Consider the following 23,961-nt stretch of genomic DNA (forward strand, 5'->3'; position numbering starts at 1 on the left):
CACTTTCTAAGTTGAAGTTATATTGTTAAGACAGATTACATTTTGAATATTTTGACCAATTCCAGTCATATACTGGCGTGTTGCTGTGAGTGTAATTTGCTTTAGCCCAGTGCCAGATGCTTTTTCAATACCAAATGGGGAGCATCCAGTGCCTGATGTAATCGCATATTGATAAATAGGTGTAGCTGTACTATTTCTTATGGCTATAATGGATTGATCTTTTTCCCATGTTCCAGATGTAATAGCTTCTGTCGTACCACACGCTGTTTTTTTCAAAAGGACAAGACGATGAATTTTTTGTCCATCTTCTGTTGTAACAACCTCGCCAATTCCCTTACATTCATAGGAAAGTGGTGTTGTATTAATTTCTTTCACTGAACGCCAAAAAATTGCTGGATTACCAGAATATGTGCCTGAATCAATATCCGATTGTTGACCAGAGCCGAAGCCGGCATTTTGGACATATTTTTGAATAGTTAACATACCGGATTGTAATTGTGCATCGTATTCGGCATCTTGCGTTGAACTTACACTCACTTGAGTTAGCTGTTTAAACAACATGAGCATGGTGACCATACACAGCATGGCAATTACTATTCCAACAAGTAGTTCGATAATCGTAAAACCATTTTTTGGCATGATTTATCTCCCGACCATATAACAGTTATCACTTGCCGTTCCATTTGCACAAGTCTGAGCTTCAGCAAGAGTTGTACTTACAGCAAGTACAGGCCACTCTGTTTCTGTTGTACCCATATTTATTTTTTCAATTGCACATGCTGTGTAGTAGGTCTTGCCGGCTAATACGAAGCTGTCTTTGTTTACAGCAGTGCAAACACTACCTGTGTTAGTATTATTGAGCGCATTTTGTAATTTAGATTGCATCATATTAATAATAATAAAATTAGTATTTAGGTCTTTTTGTGCTGTCAGCATTTTACTAATTGCAGCTCCACTACCGAGAATTACGATAGAAAAAAGCATAAGGCCTACCAAGGATTCGAGTAAGGTAAAACCTTGCTCTTTATAAGATATAGATGTCAGCTGTTTCATCATTTTTTCCTACCTTAAATGCTGTTGCTAGGTCACTTGAGCACCCACTACCTGAAACAAGTACGAGTACACCAGCAGAATTAAAAGAAATACACTGAAAGCTATATGTTCCTTGTTTAATCAAAATACCTTGAGAAAGTGGAAAGGTACGTAATAAGGTATTACTGCTTGCTGATGGGCTAGAAGGAATCTCACATACATTTGTTGAGTTAAGTGCTGTACGAATAATATTTAATGTATTAGTTGTACTATCTAAACAAACGCTCACGGATGAATTGCTAATTAACTGATTATTGGTATTTCTGAGCGCTGATGCTTTCGCTTGTGTTACAGCTGTTTTAAAGGTGGTAAGTGCACTATTTACTTGGCTTCGATCGACCCAAGTGCGTGTAAGTGAAGAACCTAGCATTAATAAAATAGAAAATAATGCGATGGTAATCATCAGCTCAATGAGCGTAAAACCTGTTTGTGTAGTTGGATGCTGTATTTTCATATCATTTCATCCATTCAGTGACTGAGCCACAACCTGAGATTGTTTTTACACTCTGATTATTCAGTGTGAGGGTACAGCCAGAAACTTTAGTTTCATTGCCAGTTGCAGTAAGTGTGTATGTAGAGCCATCTGTAGATACATATTGATACTCAAATGCATTTGAAGATGGTGCCCAAGTTTTAAAAACCGTATTTGCTGTTAAAGCACTGCTTGTAGTAAGTGAAGCAGTAGGATAATTAAGAGTGCGTTGATAGTTATTCTCAGCAGAAAGAGATAATGCGATGAGATTTGATTGCGCTTCTTTAATTTTTGATCGAGTGATGTAGTTTTGATAACTCGGAATCGCGATAGATGCCAAGATCGCAATAATCACCACAGCAATAATTAATTCTATTAAAGTAAATCCGTTCTTATTCATATTTACCTCATCACGGTAATTAATTTTTACTTGTCTGTATTTGAGAATGTTTTTAGTTTAATCATGAAACACTATTTGCACAATAGTGAGAAATACATCTCAAAAATGCAACGATAAAGTAAAGTAGTTTAAACTTATGTAAGTATTTGTAAATGAAACTGTATATGTTTAAGTAATATTCCAGTTTATTTTATTGCTATTGTTTTTGATTAAATTTTATTTGTCATTGAAATATATAGATTAAAATTTATTAAAATGCGTGAATAAGAAAGTTAAATTACTAAATTTATGATTTTATTCTACCTGTTGGTGTTTGTAGCTATAAATATCGTACTTTTAATTTTAAATTGGTTTTATTTTTAAATTTAATTAAACAATATAATTTGCTTTTTGGTTGATTATGCCAATCAATTAGAGGTTAATTATGTCGTAAAGAAAAATGATATTGAATTGAATTTTTATATAAGTCTCAGTATATGGGGCTTTGTTGATTTATTTGTCATATTTAAAAGTTTGATTATAATTTATAAGCGACAAAAAAAAAGAGCACATTTGCATATACTCTTTTTTTAATCTACTCAATATATGTTCAAATTGTTAATTAAAATACTTGAAAATTATCTTTTACAGCATGTAACGCATTAACGGCCTAAAATCATTTCTAAGACAATTTTAGATCCAATGAAGCCGATAGCAAGTAGAAAAAAGCCGATGATTGTAAAACGAATGGCTTTTTGTCCGCGCCAGCCAAATTGATAATGACCAATTAAAAGTGAACCATATACAAACCATGAAACGATACTAAATGCTGTCTTATGGGCAAGATGCTGGCCAAAGAAATTATCAATTGTGAAAAATCCAAAGCCTAAGGCTAGGGTTAAAAGTATAAAGCCCGCAATTAGCATATCAAAAAGCAGTGATTCCATGGCTTGAAAAGAGGGTAACAAGCTTACCCATACCCGACGCTTTTGTTTGTTTTTGAGTTCACGGTCTTGGAACCAGAGCAATACGGCGTGAATGGTTGCCATTAATAGAATGGCATAGGCCGAAAGCGACAAAATAATATGGATGTCTAAACCCAAAGAATTTTGACTGATAATCAGATCGTGTTTACTAAAGGCAAAACCTAATATAAGGCCTGTGGCCGCAACGGGTATGCCAATTAAATTGAGGGCAAGTACAGGGCGATAGGTACTAAATAGAATACTCAGCAGTAACATCAGTCCAGAAGTGAAGGACAAAATGTTAAAGACATTATAGTTAATGCCTGCTGGTGTTAGCATGTCATTCAATAGAACACCAGCATGTAATAACAGGCCTAAAGCTAGAATAAGGCCAATAAACCAATGGTTTGGGCTACGTTTAGACATTAAGTGTATGAACAGATACCAAAAAGAGGTGGTATAGGCGATTAATGCTAAGATCGTATAAACCAAGGGGAGACTGATCATGTCAAACCTTTTTCAGGATGATGAATATTCATTTATATAATTTCTGCAAGAACTAAAGTATCCTATAGCATTCTATGCATAAATTTTCTATTTTAAGAAACAATTTTTTGCTCATGGCTATTTTAAGCGGAATTTGCAATGTTTGATACCTTAACAGAACGACTCACGCAGAGTTTAAGAAATGTTACTGGCTCTGGGCAGCTAACCGAAGATAATATTAAAGATACGTTACGTGAAGTGCGTATGGCACTTCTTGAAGCCGATGTGGCGTTGCCTGTAACTCGTGAGTTTATCGCGAAAGTTAAGGAAGAAGCATTGGGCCAAGAAGTGATGACTCAGTTATCGCCAGGCCAAGCTTTCGTCAAAATCGTACATGACGAATTAACAAAAATGATGGGTGAGGCGAATGAAAGCCTTGACCTTGCGGCTAAACCGCCAGTTGTTGTGTTGCTTGCAGGTTTACAGGGTGCGGGTAAAACTACAACAGCTGCAAAATTAGCGCGTTTCTTACAAGAACGCCAAAAGAAAAAAGTTGCGATGGTGTCTGCCGACGTTTATCGTCCAGCTGCAATTAAACAGCTTCAGACCGTTGCGGGTGAAGTTGGCGCAATTTTCTTTGAATCTAGTGCAGATGAAAAGCCAATTACCATTGCTAATCGTGCAATTGAACAAGCAAAAATTCAATTTGCTGATGTATTAATTGTCGACACAGCAGGTCGTCTACATGTAGATGACGACATGATGGACGAAATTAAAGAGCTTCATGCGGCGATTAAGCCAACTGAAACTTTATTCGTTGTCGATGCGATGACTGGTCAAGATGCTGCCAACACTGCAAAAGCGTTTAATGATGCTTTGCCTTTAACGGGTGTGATCTTAACGAAAACTGATGGTGATGCCCGTGGTGGTGCGGCGCTTTCTGTTCGTGCAATTACTGGTAAGCCAATTAAATTCTTAGGTATGGGCGAAAAGCTTGATGCCTTAGAGCCATTCCATCCTGAACGTATCGCACAGCGTATTTTGGGTATGGGTGACGTGCTTTCTTTGGTCGAAGAAGTTGAACGTAAAATCGACAAAGAAAAAGCCGAAAAAATGGCGAAAAAACTGCAAAAAGGCGGTAGCTTCAACTTTGAAGATATGCTGATGCAGTTTGAGCAAATGAACAAAATGGGCGGCATGATGGGCTTCTTGGATAAATTACCGGGCATGAGTAATGCCGGTATTCAAGATGCGATTGCGCAGGCGAACCCAGAAAAACAAGTGAAAAAAATGGAATCGATTATTCAATCGATGACGATTAAAGAGCGCCGTAATCCGGACCTTATGAACCCAAGCCGTAAAAAACGTATTGCAGCGGGTTGTGGTATGGAAGTTTCTGAAGTGAATAAACTGATTAAGCAACATGCCCAAATGGCGAAAATGATGAAGAAATTTGCCAATCCATCGGGTATGGCAAAAATGCTGAAATCATTGAGCGGTATGCAGAAACAATTTGGTGGTGGCGGTATGGGTCCACTTTTTGGTAATAAAGATCCAAAGTAAATTTGGAAATCTAAAAAGGCGCTTTATGCGCCTTTTTTATGATTTTTTAATGCCATGGATATGAAAAATAATTGCTATTAACTGTGGGTTTAGTCTTGTCAAAGCAGTTAAAATCAAGCCACAATGGTATTTAAGAAATACACAAAGACTGAAAGATTCAGGATTATCATTAATTCAACATAAGAATTAAAAGCGATGATTAAAACAAGTAAAAAAAATATTTATATTGTGCATGGCTATCAGGCTTCCCCCAATGATCATTGGTTTCCTTGGCTGAGTAAGCGCTTGAACGAGGTAGGTCATGTATCCAAACGTGTAGTGTTGGCAGAATCTGAACAGCCTAATTTTGAGTATTGGCAAAAGTTTTTGTCCTTACAAATACCACAACTCGATGAAAATACTATTATTGTGGCGCATAGTCTCGGATGTTTAACGACTTTGCATTATTTAAGTACATATTTTGCAGCGCATAAAACCAAGATTAAAGCAGGCATATTTGTGGCAGGGTTTATGTCACCTTTAAAGGCAGTTCCAGAACTGAATGGCTTTATTCAACAAGCTAAACTGAATCGGTTGTTGCTGGTCAAAGGGATGCCTTTGTCTGTATGTTTACTTTCAAGCAATGATCCTTATGTGCCACCGCCTTTAACCTTACAGTTGTCAAATTTAATTCAAGCGCAGAATATTGAAGTGAAAAATGCAGGGCACTTTATGGCACAAGATGGTTATACCGAGTTCGAGCAAATGTGGGAAATATTACAACCTTTATTGACTTAAGCTTTGTAATGATTTGCTTTGCGCATCTCTTTTGAATGTTAAGAAAAAGGCGAACAGAAAATAGGTTTTCTGTTTGCCTTTTAATTTTGATGAGTCAAAAATTTACTGTGTGCTGTGTTGCAAATAATGTTGCAGGCCTTTAAGCAATAAATCATTTTCAATACGTGGAGTATATGGGCTTAAGTATTTGGCAAATAATGCCGCATCTCCCCCTGTTAAAATCAGCTGGCTTGGATATTTTTCTAAGACCTTTTCAATGGTACTGAGTAGGCTCAATAAAATGCCATGATGGACCGCATCAATGGTGTTTTTACCGGGTGAAAGCTCATCAAAACAGGCATCTGGAATTTTAATGCCTTTGGTGTTTTGAATGAGTGAGTCTCGTTGCAAATACAGATTAGGTAAAATATAGCCACCTAAATGCTGATAACCTTCAGATAAATCAATGGTGAGTGCTGTGCCACAGCTAATAACGCAGTAGTGTTGTTCTGGATTGTCAATCACGGCTAGCATTTGTAACCAGCGGTCGATACCTAACTTAGTAGTATCTTCATAGGCACAGCGTAAGCCTTGAAATTCTGCATGTACTTTTGCAAAAGTCACAGGCACATTTAAAAACTTGAGTATCTTTTGAATACGATCATTATTTTTTTTGTCCTGCACCGAAGAAATGCCGACCTGTTGTAAATTCAAATTTTTAAAATGTTGAATTAAACCCAGTAAAAGCTCTGCAGGAGATTGCAGGTGTAACTCTGCTGCATGCTCAATAATCTGATCATTTTGCGTGATCCAGTATTTTAGACGTGTGTTACCAATGTCGAGCCATAAACTTTTCATATCAGACATCTCTTAGGCTTTAGACTTTAAGCGTAAACGGCCTTGGAAAAAGTGTTGCACTTCACCTTGCTGTTGTATTTCGATGGCACCATCATTTCGAATACCTAAAAAGGTGCCTGTAGTGAGGCCTTGTAAGTGCTCAAACTCAACCATCTGATTTTTGAAGGACGCATAATGATTAAAGCGTGCAGCCAAGTTGGTGCAACCGTGACTGAACCATTCACCAGCTTGTTGAATTGCCAGATATAATTCTGCCGTCAGTTGGATACGGTTAAATTCGCTTAAGCCCAATTCTGTCAGAGAGCTAGTGGCTTGATCAATGCTTTGCTTAGATAAAGGAAGTACATTCAGACCAACACCAACAACGGCTTGGTGTGCATTGAGGGGTTCAACCAAAATACCGCCCCATTTCCCTTGCGTGCTATAGAGGTCATTGGGCCATTTTACTTGTAAATTTAGAGGCTCTAGGCTCGGCATTTGTAGGATATTTAATGCAATTTCCAAAGCTAAACGTCCATCAATAGGTGTTTGCGTATTGAGCAATGTGCTTAAATAGATATTTCCTTCAGGAGAAACCCACTGGTTTTGACGTTGGCCTCGGCCTTGGGTTTGCCGAATACTGGTTACCAAGACTTGCTGAATACCCTTGAGGGCAATTTCGCGAACATCATCATTGGTTGATGTTGTCACGGGTTTGAGTAATAAGACTTCTGGCAGTTGATTGGCTTCAGTCAATATTTGTTGCAGTTGTCGCGTCTCTAAATCCATTTGAATCTGAGAAATGTGGAATAGTGTACATGGAGTTAATCATATATTTGCTGATTGGTGCAATCGCTGGTTTTACTGCGGGGCTCTTTGGTGTGGGTGGCGGTTTAATTATCGTGCCTATTTTGTACATTGTTTTTAGCCAAATGAACTACGATCCTTCAGTGATCATGCATCTCGCTGTTGGTACATCCTTAGCCACAATCATCGTCACCTCTATTAGTTCTGTGTCTGCACATCACAAAAAGGGTGCAGTGTTATGGAATGTATTTGCCAATTTAGCCCCAGGTTTAGTGTTGGGTTCTTTTCTAGGTGCTGGGATTGCCCATTATTTATCGGGTCAGGGCTTACAGTTACTCATTGGTGGCTTTGCAATATGGGTCGCATTTAAAATGTTTCGTGGTGCACATGTCCAAATTGATCCATCACAGCATTTACCTTCTACTCCCATACAAATGCTTGCAGGGGGTGGTATTGGAATTGCATCTGCGATATTTGGGATTGGTGGAGGAAGTTTAACTGTACCGTATTTAAACCGATGTGGTGTGGTGATGCAAAAAGCAGTAGCCACTTCTGCGGCTTGTGGTTTACCTATTGCGATAGCAGGTGCGCTTGGTTTTATGTGGTTTGGTCAGCAAGCCCAAGTAGCGCTTCCTTATGCGATTGGATATGTGCATATTTATGCTTTTATTGGCATTAGCGTGATGAGTTTTATTACGGCTAAATTAGGTGCGAAAGTTGCACATCGTCTATCGGCAGCCATGTTAAAAAAATGCTTTGCAACATTACTCAGCGTGGTAGGTGTTTATTTTATATTCCAAGGAATTTTACATTTTTCACTCTGATTGCAAGCGAAAGTCACTTGAAAGCGCCAAGGATGGCGTTATAGACTGCAATTGACTTTATAGACACAAGATTGTCCTACAATGTTATGGTAATGTCGTGTAAAAAGCAGTTAAATCGAACCAGATTGCAATAAAAAATAGCATCTCATGCATCAATAAAAACAAGATAGGAATAGTATGCAGCCACAAGAAGCGGACAGCTTGTCGGAGCAAATTGCCAAGCATATCAGTGAACAGATCATTCGCGGTGAATTGGTGGAGGGAGAGCGTATCCAAGAATTACGCATCTCTGCTGAACTTGACGTGAGCCGTGGATCTGTCCGTGAAGCTTTGCTTATTTTAGAGCGTACACAGCTCATTGAAATTTTCCCCAGACGCGGTGCGATTGTATCGGAAATGTCGGCCTTACAGGTGCGTGCATTATTTGATATGGCGTCCTTATTGCTGGGACAGATCGTACAACGTGTATCTGAAACATGGCGAAGTTATGAAGCAGAGCGCATTCAGCTATTATTAGAGCAATTGAGCATCGAAACTCGACAAGGCAATGCCGAAAAGTTTTATGATTTGATCTTTCAGGCTATGGCACGCCAGCATGAAATGGTCGGGAATGCATATTTGATGCGTTATTATCAGGAGCTACTTCCTTCATTGCGTCGGAGCTATTTTTTAACCCTGAACATTTCGCGCAGAGAACTACAAGAATCTTTTGAGTTGTTTAAGATGGTTTCGGATGCAATTTTGATTCGAAAGGCACAACAAGCCACTTTATTTATGGAAGATTTTTGTCGACACTTAAGGAACCTTGTGTTGGAATCACTGACCAGGATGAAACAAATCGAACTCGCGTGGGCTAGACGTTCACGGCGTTAATCAGGACATTATGCGTTTAAGCAGTTTAAAACTTTCTGGCTTCAAATCTTTTGCCGATAATACGACTTTACACTTTAAAGATAGTCGCACCGCTGTAGTAGGCCCAAACGGTTGTGGTAAATCCAATGTGATTGATGCCATTCGTTGGGTGATGGGAGAATCGAGTGCACGCCAGTTACGTGGCGGAAGCATGCAAGATGTCATCTTTACTGGTACAGCAAAGCGTAAACCTGTGGGTGTGGCCAGTGTAGAACTGCGTTTTGAAAACACCTATGGCAAATTAGGTGGTGCGTACAATGCCTATAATGAATTGGCCGTGCGTCGTCAGGTCAACCGCGATGGTAAGTCTGAATATTTCCTCAATGGCACCAAATGTCGCCGTCGTGATATTACCGATATCTTTTTGGGCACAGGTTTAGGGCCACGTTCATACGCGATTATTGAACAAGGCATGATTAACCGCATGGTGGATGCTAAGCCTGAAGAAATGCGGGTGTTTTTGGAAGAAGCTGCGGGTGTATCGCGTTATCAAGCGCGCCGCCGTGAAACCAATGTGCATTTAGAGCACACCACACAAAATTTATCACGCTTAGAAGATATTGCGACCGAGCTCAAATCACAGTTAAAAACATTGCAGCGCCAGTCGGAAACGGCTGTGCAATATAAAACGCTCGAAAAGCAAATTCGAACGATCAAAATCGAAGTACTGTCTTTTCAGTGTGAGCAAAGTAGTCGCTTACAACAAGAATATACCGTTCAAATGAATGATTTGGGCGAGCAGTTTAAATTGGTGCGCTCAGAACTGAATACTCTTGAGCATGATTTGGCTTCGACCAGTGAATTGTTTCAGCGTTTAATTCAGCAGTCCACGCCCCTACAAACTGAATGGCAACAAGCTGAAAAAAAATCTGCTGAATTGAAAATGACTTTGGAGCAAAAGCAAAGTTTATTTTTGCAAAATTCTGATAGCTTAGTGCAACTCGAACAGCAAAAAGCACAGACCAAAGAACGTTTGCAATTGTTAGAGTTACAATTGGAGACGTTGCATCAGCAACAAGAGGATTTAAATGCTCAATTGGCAATACAGGAAAGCCAAGGGCAAGAAAAAATACAAAATTTAAGTGACTTAAAAGCGCAACACAGTATGGCGCAGCAACAGTTTGAGCAAGTCAAAACGCAAGTTGAAAAGCAACAGCAAAACAAGCTCCAAATGCTGGCACAGATAGAGCAACTAAGTAAAAATATCAGTCGCTTAGAGCAACAAAAATCCACCTTGCAGCATCAAGCGTCGCAAATTTTAAATCAAGCTCAGCAAGATGAACTAGAACAGCTTGAGCAGAACAAGCAAGACATTCACGAGAAATACCAACTTACTGAGCAACAGGTGGTGGTGTTCAGCACCGAGTTGGAACAGCTGAATGTACAGCAACAACAGCAAAAAGCACAGGTGCAACAGTTAAAGTCAGACATTCAGGTCTTATTGTCTGAACAAAAAAACTTAAATCAGTTGCTCACCAAAGCGACACCTAAACAGCAGGCTGATACGGTGCAATTGATGCAGTCACTGCAATTGTCTGCTTTAGGCAAAGCGCATGCAGGTTTGATTGAAAAGTTTTTGGCTAAATGGCTACATGCGCAGGTTTTAACAGTTACAGATACTTTTCAAGAGGGGCATGCACGCCAGTTAAAAGCTAAGGCTGATCTGCCACAGATTCAATTGGAGCATTTAACCTGTTTAGCCACATGGATTGATGCACCGCAATATTCGCTTTGGCAACAGGTTGCGGTAGCTGACGACTTAAATACAGCACTGCGCTATCAAAGCCAATTAACCGCAGGTCAGTCGATCCTAAGTTTGGATGGTTATCATGTTGGGCCAGATTGGGTGATTGGTCTAGATTATGATGAAGACAGCCAAGCAGGCCAAGGTGCATTGAGCCATCGTATTCGTTTAGATGAAATTAGCGAGCAATTGCTACAGCTCAATGTGCTTTTGGTCCAAGCTGAAGCGAAACTTACTGAGTCTGTAGAACAATTAAAGCAAGCACAGCAACAATTACAGGCTACGCAAACACAGCTGAAACAACTGCAAAATGACTTACAACACGCCGATGTTGCGATTGTTAAAGTCCAAAGTACAGCGCAAGCCTTTGCATTACAAAAGCAACAATTATCTGATCAGTTAATTCAAGTTGAGGCACAACTTGAAGAAGATGCGATGCAAAAAGATGATTTAGATATCGACTTGCATGCATTGAATATGAAGCTAGAACAGAGCTTACCTCAATATAAAACTTTGCAATACCAATTAGATGAGTTGAATCAAAGTTTACAACAGCGTCAACAGTCGACACAGCATGCACAGCAAGAGTTAGAGTTGATTCGTCGCCAAGTGTTGCAGGCCAATCAGCAAATTGAGTTGCTCGAAAAAGACAGCGTATTTTTAAAAGCACAGCGCTTGCAAATTCAGACGCAGATGGAACACGCACAGCAATTTGTCGATCCAATCCAGTTAGAACTGCCAATTTTACAATCACAATATAGTGAACAAGCTGAAATTACAGCCAAGCTCCAAAAAACATGGACAGACTGGCAACTTGAGCTGAATAATGTACAGAATAAGCAACGTGAATTAACTGAACAACGTCATAGCCATCAACAGCAAGACGAAAAACTCAGAACTGAACTTGAGCAAAAACGTTTGGCATGGCAGTCGGCACAGTCAGACTTACAGCATTACACTGAGCAATTGAAAGAAATGAACAGTGAAATGCTGACAGGCTTAAAGATTGATATTGTCAGTCATCAGCAACAGTTAGAAAAAGCGCAAAAGCAATTTGAAAAACTCGGTGCAGTGAATTTAGCGGCTTCAGCAGAATATGAAGAAGTCTCAAAACGCTACGAAGAACTGAGCCATCAAATTGAAGACCTAAAAAAAACGGTTGAGCAACTACAAGCCGCCATGAAGAGCATTGATCAAGAAACACGTAAGCTCTTTATGAATACTTTTGATCGAGTGAATACTGAATTACAGGAATTATTTCCAAAAGTCTTTAATGGTGGGGAAGCCAGCTTGAGCTTAGAAGACGGTTGGCAGTCTGGTGTTAAATTAATGGCACGACCACCGGGCAAGCGCAATAGTTCACTGGCTTTGCTTTCGGGCGGTGAAAAAGCTTTAACTGCTTTGGCATTGGTGTTTGCTATATTTCGTTTAAACCCCGCACCATTTTGTGTATTGGATGAAGTTGATGCGCCTTTGGACGATGCCAATGTGGGAAGATTTTGTAATTTAGTAAAAGAACTTTCTGAACAAGTGCAATTCATTTACATTACACATAATAAACTGGCGATGACCATGGCAACTGATTTGCTCGGTGTGACCATGCCAGAACCGGGAACTTCTAAATTGGTGACAGTCGATTTAGAGCAAGCAAAAGAATACGGTTTAGTTGCGGAGTCATAGTATGGAAATTACCACAATCCTTGGGATTGTTGTTGCAGTGGTTATTATGCTACTGGGCATTCGATTATTGCTGAAAAAGCCAACAGAAGTAGCACCTTCGTTGGAAACGGATTTACATATTCATCCTGACTCGCAGCAACCTGTGATTCCGCGTCATGTGCGGGAGCAATTGCAAACCGACCCAGAACTGCGTAAAGAGCCAGTATTATCAGAAGTTGAAGCACCAGCAGACGCTAAAGCAGAGCAGGCTGACCCCGTTGCAGAACCAATAGCAAATGAGTCGAGTGAACAAAAAGCTGAAGTTCAAACAGTTCGTGAAGTGACGGTAAGTACGGCAGTCATTGCTGAAGCAGTGAAAGCAGAAGAAAAATCGCCAGAGCTCAGCCTCAACCAAATTGAAAAAGCTGAAATTTCTGAGTTTGAAGACGAAAGCAATATTTTAGATGCACATTTGCATGAGCAAAAGTTGGTCGATGAAGAAAGTGCGTTGGCAACAGCAGAAACCTATATTGCTTTAAATGTCTATCCAGACAGTCGTGCATTGTCGGGTGAAAAAACCCTAAAAGTACTCATGAAGTATGGTTTGCGTTTTGGTGAAATGGCATGTTTTCATCGTTATAGCGAAGATGATAGCAAGTTATTGTTCTCTGTATTACAAATTGGTAATGACGGTGCGGCAGCGGGTTTTGATTTAGAAACATTGTCTACTGAGCAAGTGAAAGGCTTAGCATTTTTCTTAGCATTGCCACATAGCGATGTACAAAATGCGTTTGACACGATGGACAGTATTTCTCGTCTGATTGCACGTGAAATTGCTGGAACTGTGTATGATCAAAATAATCAGGAATTTACCCCGCAACTACGTGAGCACTGGCGTCATCAGGCGATTGATTATCGTATAGGGCAAGCAGTAGAAGCTTAAGATTTGCAACAGCCTGCACTGATTTTTATAATGTAGGCCAGTGATAGAATGTTTTAAGGGCGGCAATTTACCGCCCTTTTTTATGGTGAAGATATGACACAACCGCAAACGGTCATTGCGCAAATGCGCCAGTTGATTCAAATTTTGGCGCAGCACAATCATGCCTATTATGTAATGGATCAGCCGACCATTGAAGACAGTGAATATGATCAACTTTTTCACCAGTTAAAAGCGCTAGAAAGCCAGTATCCCGAATATGTCCAAGCAGATACGCCGACGAACAAAGTCGGTGGCAAGGCGCTTTCAAAATTTGAAAGCGTGACTCATGCTGTACCTATGCTTTCTTTGGGTAATGTGTTTAACCAAGAGGATTTATTTGCCTTTGCGCGCCGTATTGAAGAACGTTTACCTAACCAAAAAATTGAATATGATGTTGAGCTGAAATTTGATGGCTTGGCGATTTCCTTATGGTATGAAAATGGCGTGTTGGTCCGTGGTGTAACCCGTGGTGATGGCGAGACAGGCGAAGACATTACGCAAAACGTCAAGACGATTCGTAACTTACCCAAAGTGCTATCATCAACATCAGCGAACATTCCAACTTTGTTGGAAGTGCGTGGCGAAGTACTGATGCCAAAAGCGGGTTTTGAGAAATTGAATGCAGAAAATGAAGCAAAAGGTGAAAAGACCTTTGCTAACCCACGTAATGCGGCTGCAGGCAGTTTACGTCAGCTTGACCCAAGTATTGCCGCATCGCGCCCTTTGGCTTTTTATGCTTATGGAATTGCACAATGTGAGCCGAATCATGAGCAGACAACCATGTCTGACAGCCTCGAGTGGTTAACACAGTTTGGTTTTGCAGTGGGTGAGCGCCATTTTGTGTGTGACAGTATTCAAGCTGTACAACAAGCCTATGAGCAAATTAATGCAGAACGCCCAGATTTAAGCGTTGAAATTGATGGCATGGTCATTAAAGTCAATAATTTGAAACAACAGCAGACTTTAGGCTTTTTAAGCCGTGAACCACGTTGGGCAACAGCGTATAAGTTTCCTGCGGTAGCCGCGCTTACGACAGTTGAAAACATTGATTGGCAAGTTGGCCGTACAGGTACGTTAACACCTGTAGCACGATTAAATCCTGTGTCTGTGGGTGGTGTAACGGTTTCAAATGTGACACTACATAATATTGGTGAAATTCACCGATTAGATGTACGCATTGGCGATACGGTAAGTGTGTACCGCAGTGGTGACGTGATTCCCAAAGTCGAAAAAGTTTGGCCAGAATTTCGTCCTGTAGATGCTATAGAGGTACATTTACCTGAGACATGCCCAGTGTGTGCATCTCCAGTCGTGATGCCTGAGGGTGAGGCATTGGCACGTTGCGCTGGTGGTTTATATTGCGCAGCGCAACGGATTGAGGCCATTCGTCATTTTGTTTCTCGTAAAGCCATGGATATTGAGGGCTTGGGCGACCGCTGGGCAGAGTCATTGTTGCATTTGGACTTACTTAAAGATGTCGCTGATATTTATAGCTTGCATGAGCATCGTGACAAATTGCTAACCATTGAAAAAATGGGCGAAAAGTCGGTTCAGAATTTAATTGATTCCATTGAGAACAGCAAAAAAACCACTTTGGCTGCTTTTATTTATGCACTTGGGATCCGCGGTGTCGGTGAAACCACAGCACGAATGTTGGCCAATACTTTCCAGACTTTTGAGGCCGTACGCGCTGCGGATTTGGACGCTTTAAAGAAAACGCCTGATGTCGGTGATATTACGGCAGAATGGATTATTGATTTCTTCCAAGCACCACATAACTTAGAAGTAGTAGACCGTCTATTGGCAGCAGGTATTCACTGGGATGCGCCTATTGCGCCAACACGGCAACCTTTAAATGGCGAAAGTTGGGTGGTTACGGGTACGCTCAGTACTATGGGACGTGATGAAGCAACACAATTGTTGCAAACCTTAGGTGCTCGTGTCAGTGGTAGCGTATCAAGCAAAACCAAATGCGTGGTTGCAGGTGAAAAAGCAGGTTCTAAGTTGGAAAAGGCTGAAAAGCTGGGTATTCCTGTGATGAATGAAGATGAATTTATTGAGCTCATGAAAAGCCATGGTCAAATTCAATAAAAGATAAAAGCCATAAAAAACCGCCTCAGGGCGGTTTTTTATGCGGTGTTATTTAAGGGATATATTTTTTGACCACACCATCATCAAGCAATTGTTGGAAATGTTCAACTAGACTGGCCTCAATATTGCGGTAGTGAATGCCTAATTCTTTTTTGCTTTTATCGGCATTAAAATAAATGGGGTAACCCATATTGAGCTCAACAAAAGATTTAGAGAAACCCGCCAAAGGACCAAAGAGTTTAAAGGCAGCTTTGGGCAATTGGTTACGTGGAAACGGAAATTTAGGGCCAAAATGGCGCCGTAAAATTTGTCCCATTTCGAGTAGGCTGAGTGTGCCACCACTAATAATATAACGGCCTTCTGCATTTGGGTTGAAGGCTGCTTCTAAGTGCGCATCTGCTACATCGCGCACATCAACAATGCCGTTCCACATAGGCGGTACGCCTGCAAGCGTCATGCCATTGGCAAATTGCTCGAGCACTTCAACGCTACCTGACTTTGTCATGGCTGTTAGTGACGGGCCAAGCACCAAAGCTGGATTCACACAGACCAAGCTCCAGCGATTTTGTGCCTTTTGCATCTCCCAAGCTTTACGTTCTGCCATGACTTTTGAATATGGATAAGGCTGATGTGTCTCGGAGCTGGTGGTGTTCCAGTGCGATTCATCAAATTGGTTATGCGCAGTATGCTGAATGTCTATTGCATCGCCATAGGTAGAGGCAATGCTTGAAGTCACTACCACACGTCTAACGCTGTCTGTGCGATTGACACTGTTTAACACATTTTCGGTGCCTATTATTGCGGGCTCAATAATGTCCTTCACGGCATCTTTATAGTTAGTGACTAAAAATGGCGAAGCCATGTGAATAACAATTTCACAGCCTTGCATGGCTGTGTCAAAGGAATTCGCTTCAAGTAAGTTGGCTTGGAACAGTTGCAGTGAACCTGAGCTTTGTGCCGCAATTTTTTCTAAATGGGCAAAACTCTTTTTCTTATTTAGATCTCGAACAGTGGTATGTACGGTGTGTCCTTTTTCGAGCAATTGTTTAATGACCCAGCTGGCAATATAACCAGTGGCGCCTGTAACAAGTATCGGTGCTGTCTTGGTATTCATGTTCTTCGACTTTAATTGGCTTATTTTTTATCATATTGAGAATATTGAGTGTTGTCTTTGATTAATTTGAAAATATATATTTTTAAAAAGGCGAAGATGGGATGAATGTGGGATAGATGCATATTATTATGGACGCAAAATTTCATAAATAAATGGATAAAGATTCAGATCTAACTTGTGCGCTTTAATTTAAGGCCTAGATCTTAGGTCGAGGCTTCTTCATTTGTATAACCTCCATTATGTTAAATGAGTTCAGTCATTGCGATAATAATATCCTCTTCATTGAAAAGATAACCATCTGGAATTCCTATTAAGTCTATTCCACCAAGAAATTCTATGCCTTTCCATACCTTATCTTTTTTTTCATTAGGTATTAGAGTTAATGAATCATTATCTGATGCTGATATTACTGAAAAAGCCCATACACTTGCTTCCTCTCGAGTCATTCGATTTTGACGTACGTCCTCAAATACTGATCTCACTTGATCTAATGTCACTTCCATATAATCAACATTCCAAAATGTATGGTTATTTTTTAATTTACCTAAAATTAACATAATACGTTACCTTATACGAAATGCTATTTTTTATTCCATATAAATCATTGTTTTATGCTGGTGTGAAAAGTTCAATTATCACCGATTCGGCTTTTTTGTTGATTCTTCATATTCCGCGATTATTATTTAATCAATGTTCCACGGTTTTTTTTAATGAGATTTAATGCTAGAGCGAACAAAAATGCCCAGATAAAATAAGAATAGACTTCTAAGTGGTTATTGCTTTTGCAGATAGATAAAGAAAAGGATTAGGGCGTCATTGAGCGTTAAATTCACGTACAATATCGATTAATTTGCAGGTATCAATCCTGCTTTATCAGATGATTCTGTTCTCCCGTTGATTATTGGCATACACATGGCGCAAGCAAAGAAATCTTTTCCGCAGCAAAAATCGGAATTACATGCACGAAATCTGCATCGCAGTCGTTACGATTTTCCTCAGCTCATCAAGAGTTGTCCGGAACTTGCACCTTTTGTCAGCCCAAATAAATATAACGATTTATCGGTAGACTTTTCTGATCCAAATGCTGTGAAGATGCTGAATAAAGCATTGCTCAAGCACTTTTATGGGATTCAATATTGGGATATTCCAAAAGATTTTCTTTGCCCGCCTATTCCAGGTCGAGCAGACTATATCCACTATTTGGCTGACTTGTTAAGTGCCAACAATAAGGGGCAGATTCCAACAGGACATGCTGTTCAAGTCTTAGATATTGGGGTGGGCGCGAACTGTATTTATCCAATCATTGGTCATCGGAGCTATGGTTGGAAATTTGTCGGCTCAGACATTCATTCTGCATCGGTTAAAAGTGCTCAATTTATTGTGGAGGCAAATCTGAATCTGCGTAAAGGGATTCAGATTCGATTACAGAAGAACTCAAGCCATATTTTTAAAGGCATGATCAAATCCACAGATCGTTTTGATTTGACCATGTGTAATCCGCCATTTCATGCCTCACAAGATGAAGCAAACGCGACGGCCACTCTAAAGTTAAGAAAATTGGGTAAGTCGGTTGATCGCACCAAGGTCGTTTTAAACTTTGGCGGTCAAAAAAATGAACTCTGGTGTAATGGTGGTGAAGAACGCTTTGTCTGCCAAATGGTACAAGAGAGCATACAGTTTGCTGAGCAATGCCTTTGGTTTAGCACGCTAGTTTCCAAGAAAACAACATTGCCAGTGCTCTTAAATGCTTTAGCGAAGAGCGGAGCGGTGGATGTGAAAACCATTAAAATGACGCAGGGACAAAAAGAAAGCCGTTTTGTCGCGTGGACTTTTTTAGATTCAGCACAACAGCAAGCGTGGAAGAATGCGCGTTGGACTACAGCTTAAGCTTGTCTTCGCTGAAAATATTCGCCTTGTCTTTGAATGTAATGCAGAAGCATGAGTACAGTGCTATCTGTATATAAATCCAACAACTCAAGCGTGGTATGTTGAATCAATCAGGTGGCGTTGGTGCTAAATAAGAAGCATTGTGAATAGTTACAAAATTAATCAGAACTTATTTTTTGAGCAATTGAGTCGTAGAGCGTATTGAATATTACACAAGCTCTTATTTTTTATGTAAAAATTAGTTTGAATTGAACTGTAAATGCGTATGTTTATCATTTAAATTATATAAAAATCATAAACTTACACATTTTTGTTTTTGCAAAGGCAAGCAAACTTGTCCATAATATTTGAAAAGGGTATGGAGTTTATAAAATGCGTGGCAATCCAGAAGTCGTAGACTACTTAAATATGTTGATCGGTGGCGAACTGGCTGCTCGTGATCAATACCTGATTCATTCGCGTATGTATGAAGATTGGGGCTTAAGCAAAATTTTTGAGCGTATCGATCATGAAATGCAAGAAGAAGCACAACATGCAGATGCGATCATCCGCCGTGTATTGTTTCTTGAAGGCACGCCAAACATGAAGCAAGATGATTTAGAGATCGGTACAGATGTCATTTCTTGTTTAAAGGCTGATTTAGCACTTGAATATGCAGTACGTGAAAAACTCGCAAAAGGCGTAAAGCTGTGCGAAGAAAAAGGCGATTACATTACACGTGATATGCTCCGCCAGCAAATGTCAGATACTGAAGAAGATCATACCTATTGGTTGGAAAAACAATTGCGTTTAATCCAATTGATTGGTCTGCAAAACTATATTCAGTCGCAAATGTAAGATGACTTCATCAACGCCTTCTCCTTAAGGAAGATGTTGGGATGAGGTGGAATAAAAGCCTTTAGTTAAGTGCTAAAGGCTTTTTTGTTACCTGTGGTTTTGTGTAGCAATAATTTATTCTTATTTCTTAGAAATTTTTTGAATGTCTGACAACACTTGAGTGGCATGTGTTTGAGTATTTACACTGCTGTAGTGATAAACCACTGTACCGCTGGGATCAATTAAGAAGGTTTCCCTTTTTGCGATTTTAATAATGCCTAAATTACGAACAATGCCAAATTGATTGGCCAGTTGATGATCATTGTCCGCTAGAATCGGAAAATTTAGCCCTAACTTTTGAGAAAATTTCTGATGAGAAGCAACATCATCTAAGCTTACGCCAAGTACAACGGCGTTATTTTTTAAAAATTGTGGATACAAGCTCTTAAATTGATTGGCTTCTTGAGTACAGCCGGGTGAATCATCTTTAGGATAAAAATATAAAACCAGCCATTTTCCTTTGTACTGGCTCAGTTCATGCCATTTGTTGTTTTGATCTTGTAGTTTAAAGGCAGGTGCAGGTTTTCCCACCCACTGTTTTTGGTCCGCTGCGCTCAATAGAGGATTTTCAGCATGCGTGCTCACAGAGAGGAAGGTACTGCATACGGTGACTAAGCTCAAAAAAAACGGCTGGAGAATATGCATATACAGCGTACCTAGTATGGATGTATTTTGATCTTAGCAAATTTTAAAGCGAACTGCGTGCAGATCATTGGCCATTATCTTATTCATGCATACACTGAACAGATAAATAGCTTAAGAATAAAGGTAGTACAAATGACGGATGTAGGTGCAGTACTGATAGAATTAAAGCCACACGTCATGGAGAATGTAGACGCATGGAAAGCAGAGCTAAATCTGCGTCAAGCAGAAGCTAAAGAAACATTAAAGGCTGAGGGTGTATATGTTGAATCTTGGTTTCATGTCCCACTTGAAGGCAAAGATTATTTAATCGCGTATATGCGTGCAGCGGATATTGCTCGAGCACAGCAGATTGGGCGCGAAAGCCAATTTCCAATTGATGCAGTCCATAAAAAATTTAAGACGAATTGGAATCGTGTTATTCCTACATCGTTATTGGTTGATTTAGAGCAACCCTTTGAATGAATAATAGTGGTGAAGGCTATAATGCTATTGAGCTGAACCCTAAGCTACTGTTGTTTTTGGATAGGGTAAAAATTAAATCAACATTCTATACTGTGTCATCGTTTATCAATTTTCGAGTTTGCATTGAATCAGCGTATTTTACTTATTACGGGTTGGGGCGGTGGTACTCAACTTCTTCAGCCTTTACAACAAGCTTTAATCCAGCAAGGCCACGATGTTGAGCTGATCAACATTTTTAATGCACTCGATCCAATTGTATTGCAACAATATACCGAAAAAGCCCGTGCATTTGATGTCATTTGCGGTTGGTCTTTGGGGGGGCAACTGGCGACTATTTTAGTAGACCAAGTCGCGCAACATTTTGCTGAGCATAAGGTGCTGATCACACTCGGATCAAATCCATGTTTTGTGGCGAATGCTGAGTGGTCAACCGCAATGGATCAGCCTACATTTCAAAGTTTTAAACACTCCTTTAAGCAAGATGCAATTTCAACCTTAAAAAAATTCGGTTTTATGGTTTGTCAGGGTGTGGCAAACACCAAGCAAGATTTCTTAACTTTGCAAAGTTTAATTCGAGCTCAAAATTTAGATACCTTAAGCAAGGGTCTTCATTGTTTGGAACAATTAAATAATGTCAGTATCTTGAAGAATTATACAGGCTATCAGTTTCATCTATTTGCAAAACAAGATTTTTTAGTTAGTTACAAAGTTGAGCATAATTTGCGTAAATTTGCTGGAGAATTTTTTAAGACTGAACTGGTAAGTGGCTCTCATGGCTTTCCATTATTTGAATTTGAATCTATAAGTTGCAAAATCTGCCAATATTTACTGCAAATAACCCAAACAAATAGATAACTGGTCTATCTCGCAATTTATTTTTGACTCCTGTAGGTTTAACATGCAAAAAAATGCAATGTAGCCTTAGGCGTGGAGTAATGGATGACCGAATTAACCGATCTAGAGTTTGATCAGCAACACATTTGGCATCCTTATACGTCTATGACCCAGCCGTTGCCAGCATTTAAAGTCAAAAAAGCTTATGGTGCGACTATTGAGCTGGAAGATGGACGCCAACTCATTGATGGTATGTCGTCTTGGTGGTGTGCGATTCATGGTTATAACCATCCTGAATTGAATCAGGCAGTAACGGATCAGTTACAGCAAATGTCTCATATTATGTTTGGTGGTCTAACGCATGATCCAGCCATCCAATTGGCTAAAATTCTACTTAAAATTACACCGCCGAGCTTAGATAAAATTTTTTATGCAGATTCGGGTTCTGTCGCAGTGGAAGTGGCATTAAAAATGGCCGTGCAATACTGGTCATCGCTCGGTGAAACTCAAAAGACCAACTTTGTGACACCGCGTTCGGGCTATCACGGCGATACATGGAATGCCATGTCGGTCTGTGATCCTGTAACAGGGATGCATCAAATTTTTGGCTCAAGTTTGCCAAACCGTATTTTTGTGCCAGCACCACAAATTGGCTTTTATGAGGCATGGGATCAAAGCGATATTGCAGTGCTTGAACAGACATTAGCTACACAACATACGCAAATTGCAGGCCTCATCTTAGAGCCGATCGTGCAAGGTGCAGGAGGCATGCGGTTTTATCATCCTGAATATTTGCGTCAAGCCAAGTTGCTGTGCGAAAAATATCAAGTTCTGCTGATTTTTGATGAAATTGCCACTGGTTTTGGTCGAACTGGCAAGCTGTTTGCATGGGAATGGGCAAATGTCGAACCCGACATTATGTGCATCGGCAAAGGCTTAACGGGGGGCTATATGACGCTATCTGCAACACTGACCACTACGACGGTCGCAGAAACCATTAGTCGGGGTGAGGCGGGTGTATTTATGCATGGCCCAACCTTTATGGCTAATCCCTTAGCCTGTGCTGTCGCAGTAAAAAGTACTGAGCTTTTATTAGCACAAGATTGGCAGAGCAAAATTGAATTTATTGCTCAGCAGTTAAGGGTTCATTTACAGCCATTAAGTCAGTACTCACATGTGCGAGATGTACGTGTATTAGGGGCGATAGGTGTGGTTGAGCTGACCATCAACGTTGATATGAAAACCTTACAGCAAGAATTTGTGCAACGTGGAGTTTGGGTTCGACCATTTGGAAAACTGGTTTATGTGATGCCACCCTATGTAATTTCAGCGCTTGAGCTAAAAACCTTATTACAACAAGTAGTTGAGGTTGTCGCTGGTATGCAACAGCATACGGAGCAGAGCGCGTGAATAGCTATTTATTAAATCACTTTGCACAGCAACTCGATGACTTAAAACAACAAGGCAATTTACGTCAATTTAGTACCAATGTGCAGCAAAGTCGTTTTATACGCATCAATGAACGTGAAATGTTAAATTTGGCATCCAACGATTATTTGGGACTCGCTTCAAATCTACAATTACGCGAACAGTTTTTTGATGAAACGCCCATTGCACAGCGCACTATGAGCTCATCATCTTCACGTTTACTCACTGGAAACTTTCCTGAGTTTGAACAGTTAGAAGCTAGTTTGAGTCAGGCTTTCGCTGGACGTTCAGCTTTATTATTTAACAGTGGTTATCACATGAATATTGGTATTTTGCCTGCCTTGGCAGATACCAAAACCTTAATATTGGCGGATAAATTAGTACATGCCAGTATGATTGATGGCATGCGCTTATCTACTGCTAAGTTTTTGCGCTATCGCCACAATGATTTATTGCACTTAGAGCAGTTGCTGAGCAAACATCATGACAGTAACGACATTGAGCGAATTATTGTGGTTACTGAATCCATATTTAGTATGGATGGTGATGAAACAGATTTAGCAGCTTTGGTGCAATTGAAGCAACAATTTAGCAAAGTCATGCTGTATGTGGATGAGGCACACGCGATTGGTGTGCGTGGTGAGCGTGGGCTTGGCTGTGCTGAGCAATATGATGTGATCGAACAGATTGATTTATTGGTTGGAACCTTTGGTAAGGCCTTGGCTTCGGTGGGGGGGTATTTAATTTGCTATCCAATCTTACGAGATTACCTCATCAATACCATGCGTCCGTTAATTTTTAGTACAGCACAACCACCGATTTGCATGGCATGGACGAATTTTATTTTTCAACGTGTTATGTCACTTAAACAGCCACGTGCAGACTTAATGACATTGAGCCAAAGCTTACAACAAGGTGTGCGTGCGAAGGGTTTTGAGTGTCCGTCTAGTTCACATATTGTGCCAGTGATTATTGGAGATTCTGCAAAAACTGTAGCAAAAGCTCAAGTCTTGCAAGAGGCTGGATTTTATATCATGCCCGTACGGCCGCCGACTGTGCCAAAGCAAAGCGCACGATTACGTATTTCTTTAACTGCCCAGATTCAGCCTGCTGAACTTGATCAGTTGTTGCAATTGGTTTAGCTCA

General features: G+C 40.2%; 23 protein-coding genes. 13 read left to right on the forward strand and 10 right to left on the reverse strand.

What is annotated here, in order from left to right:
- Positions 1 to 6: 6 nt before the first annotated feature.
- From D9K81_RS14300 to D9K81_RS14320, 5 genes are all read right to left on the reverse strand, one after another.
- The gene (locus tag D9K81_RS14300) at positions 7 to 639 is read right to left on the reverse strand and encodes a PilW family protein (RefSeq protein ID WP_120375598.1); all 633 of its coding nucleotides are present in this window, start codon (positions 637 to 639) and stop codon (positions 7 to 9) included.
- 3 nt (positions 640 to 642) lie between these two features.
- Positions 643 to 1,053, reverse strand: coding sequence for a type II secretion system protein (locus D9K81_RS14305; protein ID WP_171406943.1), 411 nt, complete (start codon positions 1,051 to 1,053; stop codon positions 643 to 645).
- On the reverse strand, positions 1,025 to 1,546 hold the full coding sequence (locus D9K81_RS14310; protein ID WP_120375600.1) for a prepilin-type N-terminal cleavage/methylation domain-containing protein: 522 nt from the start codon (positions 1,544 to 1,546) through the stop codon (positions 1,025 to 1,027). The genes D9K81_RS14305 and D9K81_RS14310 overlap by 29 nt, the downstream gene beginning before the upstream one ends.
- A 1-nt stretch (position 1,547) precedes the next feature.
- Positions 1,548 to 1,964 (reverse strand): type IV pilin protein, encoded by a 417-nt coding sequence (locus D9K81_RS14315; protein WP_120375601.1) that lies wholly within the window; start codon positions 1,962 to 1,964, stop codon positions 1,548 to 1,550.
- A 641-nt stretch (positions 1,965 to 2,605) separates the two neighbouring features.
- Positions 2,606 to 3,415 (reverse strand): cytochrome C assembly family protein, encoded by an 810-nt coding sequence (locus tag D9K81_RS14320; protein ID WP_120375602.1) that lies wholly within the window; start codon positions 3,413 to 3,415, stop codon positions 2,606 to 2,608.
- Positions 3,416 to 3,553: 138 nt separating this feature from the next.
- Here D9K81_RS14320 and ffh point away from each other — a divergent pair, with 138 nt between their 5' ends.
- Positions 3,554 to 4,957: a signal recognition particle protein gene (gene ffh / locus D9K81_RS14325; RefSeq protein WP_120375603.1), complete on the forward strand. Its 1,404-nt coding sequence runs from the start codon at positions 3,554 to 3,556 to the stop codon at positions 4,955 to 4,957.
- Positions 4,958 to 5,152: 195 nt separating this feature from the next.
- Positions 5,153 to 5,734, forward strand: coding sequence for an RBBP9/YdeN family alpha/beta hydrolase (locus D9K81_RS14330; protein WP_227602090.1), 582 nt, complete (start codon positions 5,153 to 5,155; stop codon positions 5,732 to 5,734).
- 102 nt (positions 5,735 to 5,836) lie between these two features.
- On the opposite strand, the gene D9K81_RS14335 is transcribed toward D9K81_RS14330, so the two are convergent.
- Both D9K81_RS14335 and D9K81_RS14340 read right to left on the reverse strand, forming a co-directional pair.
- Positions 5,837 to 6,571, reverse strand: coding sequence for a type III pantothenate kinase (locus tag D9K81_RS14335; RefSeq protein WP_120375640.1), 735 nt, complete (start codon positions 6,569 to 6,571; stop codon positions 5,837 to 5,839).
- Positions 6,572 to 6,583: 12 nt separating this feature from the next.
- Positions 6,584 to 7,339 (reverse strand): biotin--[acetyl-CoA-carboxylase] ligase, encoded by a 756-nt coding sequence (locus tag D9K81_RS14340; RefSeq protein WP_120375604.1) that lies wholly within the window; start codon positions 7,337 to 7,339, stop codon positions 6,584 to 6,586.
- 29 nt (positions 7,340 to 7,368) lie between these two features.
- Between D9K81_RS14340 and D9K81_RS14345 the strand changes: the two genes are divergently transcribed.
- The 5 genes from D9K81_RS14345 to ligA all read left to right on the forward strand — a co-directional run bounded on the left by D9K81_RS14345 (position 7,369) and on the right by ligA (position 15,569).
- On the forward strand, positions 7,369 to 8,181 hold the full coding sequence (locus tag D9K81_RS14345) for a sulfite exporter TauE/SafE family protein (RefSeq protein ID WP_120375605.1): 813 nt from the start codon (positions 7,369 to 7,371) through the stop codon (positions 8,179 to 8,181).
- Between the two features lie 177 nt (positions 8,182 to 8,358).
- Positions 8,359 to 9,054 (forward strand): GntR family transcriptional regulator, encoded by a 696-nt coding sequence (locus D9K81_RS14350; protein WP_120375606.1) that lies wholly within the window; start codon positions 8,359 to 8,361, stop codon positions 9,052 to 9,054.
- Between the two features lie 10 nt (positions 9,055 to 9,064).
- The gene (smc, locus tag D9K81_RS14355) at positions 9,065 to 12,517 is read left to right on the forward strand and encodes a chromosome segregation protein SMC (RefSeq protein WP_120375607.1); all 3,453 of its coding nucleotides are present in this window, start codon (positions 9,065 to 9,067) and stop codon (positions 12,515 to 12,517) included.
- A 1-nt stretch (position 12,518) separates the two neighbouring features.
- On the forward strand, positions 12,519 to 13,439 hold the full coding sequence (locus D9K81_RS14360; protein ID WP_120375608.1) for a cell division protein ZipA C-terminal FtsZ-binding domain-containing protein: 921 nt from the start codon (positions 12,519 to 12,521) through the stop codon (positions 13,437 to 13,439).
- A 93-nt stretch (positions 13,440 to 13,532) separates the two neighbouring features.
- Complete coding sequence (ligA, locus tag D9K81_RS14365) at positions 13,533 to 15,569, forward strand: NAD-dependent DNA ligase LigA (protein WP_120375609.1); 2,037 nt, start codon at positions 13,533 to 13,535, stop codon at positions 15,567 to 15,569.
- Between the two features lie 52 nt (positions 15,570 to 15,621).
- On the opposite strand, the gene D9K81_RS14370 is transcribed toward ligA, so the two are convergent.
- Together D9K81_RS14370 and D9K81_RS14375 are read right to left on the reverse strand one after the other, a co-directional pair.
- The gene (locus D9K81_RS14370) at positions 15,622 to 16,683 is read right to left on the reverse strand and encodes an SDR family oxidoreductase (RefSeq protein ID WP_120375610.1); all 1,062 of its coding nucleotides are present in this window, start codon (positions 16,681 to 16,683) and stop codon (positions 15,622 to 15,624) included.
- Positions 16,684 to 16,925: 242 nt separating this feature from the next.
- Positions 16,926 to 17,240: a hypothetical protein gene (locus D9K81_RS14375; protein ID WP_120375611.1), complete on the reverse strand. Its 315-nt coding sequence runs from the start codon at positions 17,238 to 17,240 to the stop codon at positions 16,926 to 16,928.
- A 355-nt stretch (positions 17,241 to 17,595) separates the two neighbouring features.
- Between D9K81_RS14375 and rlmF the strand changes: the two genes are divergently transcribed.
- Entirely contained in the window at positions 17,596 to 18,570 is a 975-nt protein-coding gene (rlmF, locus tag D9K81_RS14380; RefSeq protein ID WP_120375612.1) for a 23S rRNA (adenine(1618)-N(6))-methyltransferase RlmF, read from the forward strand.
- Between the two features lie 372 nt (positions 18,571 to 18,942).
- Complete coding sequence (ftn, locus tag D9K81_RS14385) at positions 18,943 to 19,407, forward strand: heteropolymeric bacterioferritin subunit Ftn (protein ID WP_120375613.1); 465 nt, start codon at positions 18,943 to 18,945, stop codon at positions 19,405 to 19,407.
- A gap of 120 nt (positions 19,408 to 19,527) precedes the next feature.
- On the opposite strand, the gene D9K81_RS14390 is transcribed toward ftn, so the two are convergent.
- Positions 19,528 to 20,091 carry a peroxiredoxin gene (locus D9K81_RS14390; protein WP_120375614.1) on the reverse strand — a complete coding sequence of 188 codons (564 nt, stop codon included), beginning with the start codon at positions 20,089 to 20,091 and terminating at the stop codon, positions 19,528 to 19,530.
- A 132-nt stretch (positions 20,092 to 20,223) separates the two neighbouring features.
- On the opposite strand from D9K81_RS14390, the gene D9K81_RS14395 reads away from it, so the two are divergent.
- The 4 genes from D9K81_RS14395 to D9K81_RS14410 all read left to right on the forward strand — a co-directional run bounded on the left by D9K81_RS14395 (position 20,224) and on the right by D9K81_RS14410 (position 23,957).
- Positions 20,224 to 20,553 carry a DUF6176 family protein gene (locus D9K81_RS14395; RefSeq protein ID WP_120375615.1) on the forward strand — a complete coding sequence of 110 codons (330 nt, stop codon included), beginning with the start codon at positions 20,224 to 20,226 and terminating at the stop codon, positions 20,551 to 20,553.
- Positions 20,554 to 20,676: 123 nt separating this feature from the next.
- Complete coding sequence (locus D9K81_RS14400; RefSeq protein WP_120375616.1) at positions 20,677 to 21,408, forward strand: alpha/beta hydrolase family protein; 732 nt, start codon at positions 20,677 to 20,679, stop codon at positions 21,406 to 21,408.
- Between the two features lie 84 nt (positions 21,409 to 21,492).
- The gene (gene bioA / locus D9K81_RS14405) at positions 21,493 to 22,797 is read left to right on the forward strand and encodes an adenosylmethionine--8-amino-7-oxononanoate transaminase (protein ID WP_120375617.1); all 1,305 of its coding nucleotides are present in this window, start codon (positions 21,493 to 21,495) and stop codon (positions 22,795 to 22,797) included.
- Positions 22,794 to 23,957, forward strand: a complete 1,164-nt coding sequence (locus tag D9K81_RS14410; protein ID WP_120375618.1) for an 8-amino-7-oxononanoate synthase — start codon at positions 22,794 to 22,796, stop codon at positions 23,955 to 23,957. Before bioA ends, D9K81_RS14410 begins: the two co-directional genes overlap by 4 nt.
- Positions 23,958 to 23,961 lie beyond the last annotated feature (4 nt).

The organism is Acinetobacter chengduensis, assembly GCF_003664645.1.
Taxonomy (GTDB): Bacteria; Pseudomonadota; Gammaproteobacteria; order Pseudomonadales; family Moraxellaceae; genus Acinetobacter; species Acinetobacter chengduensis.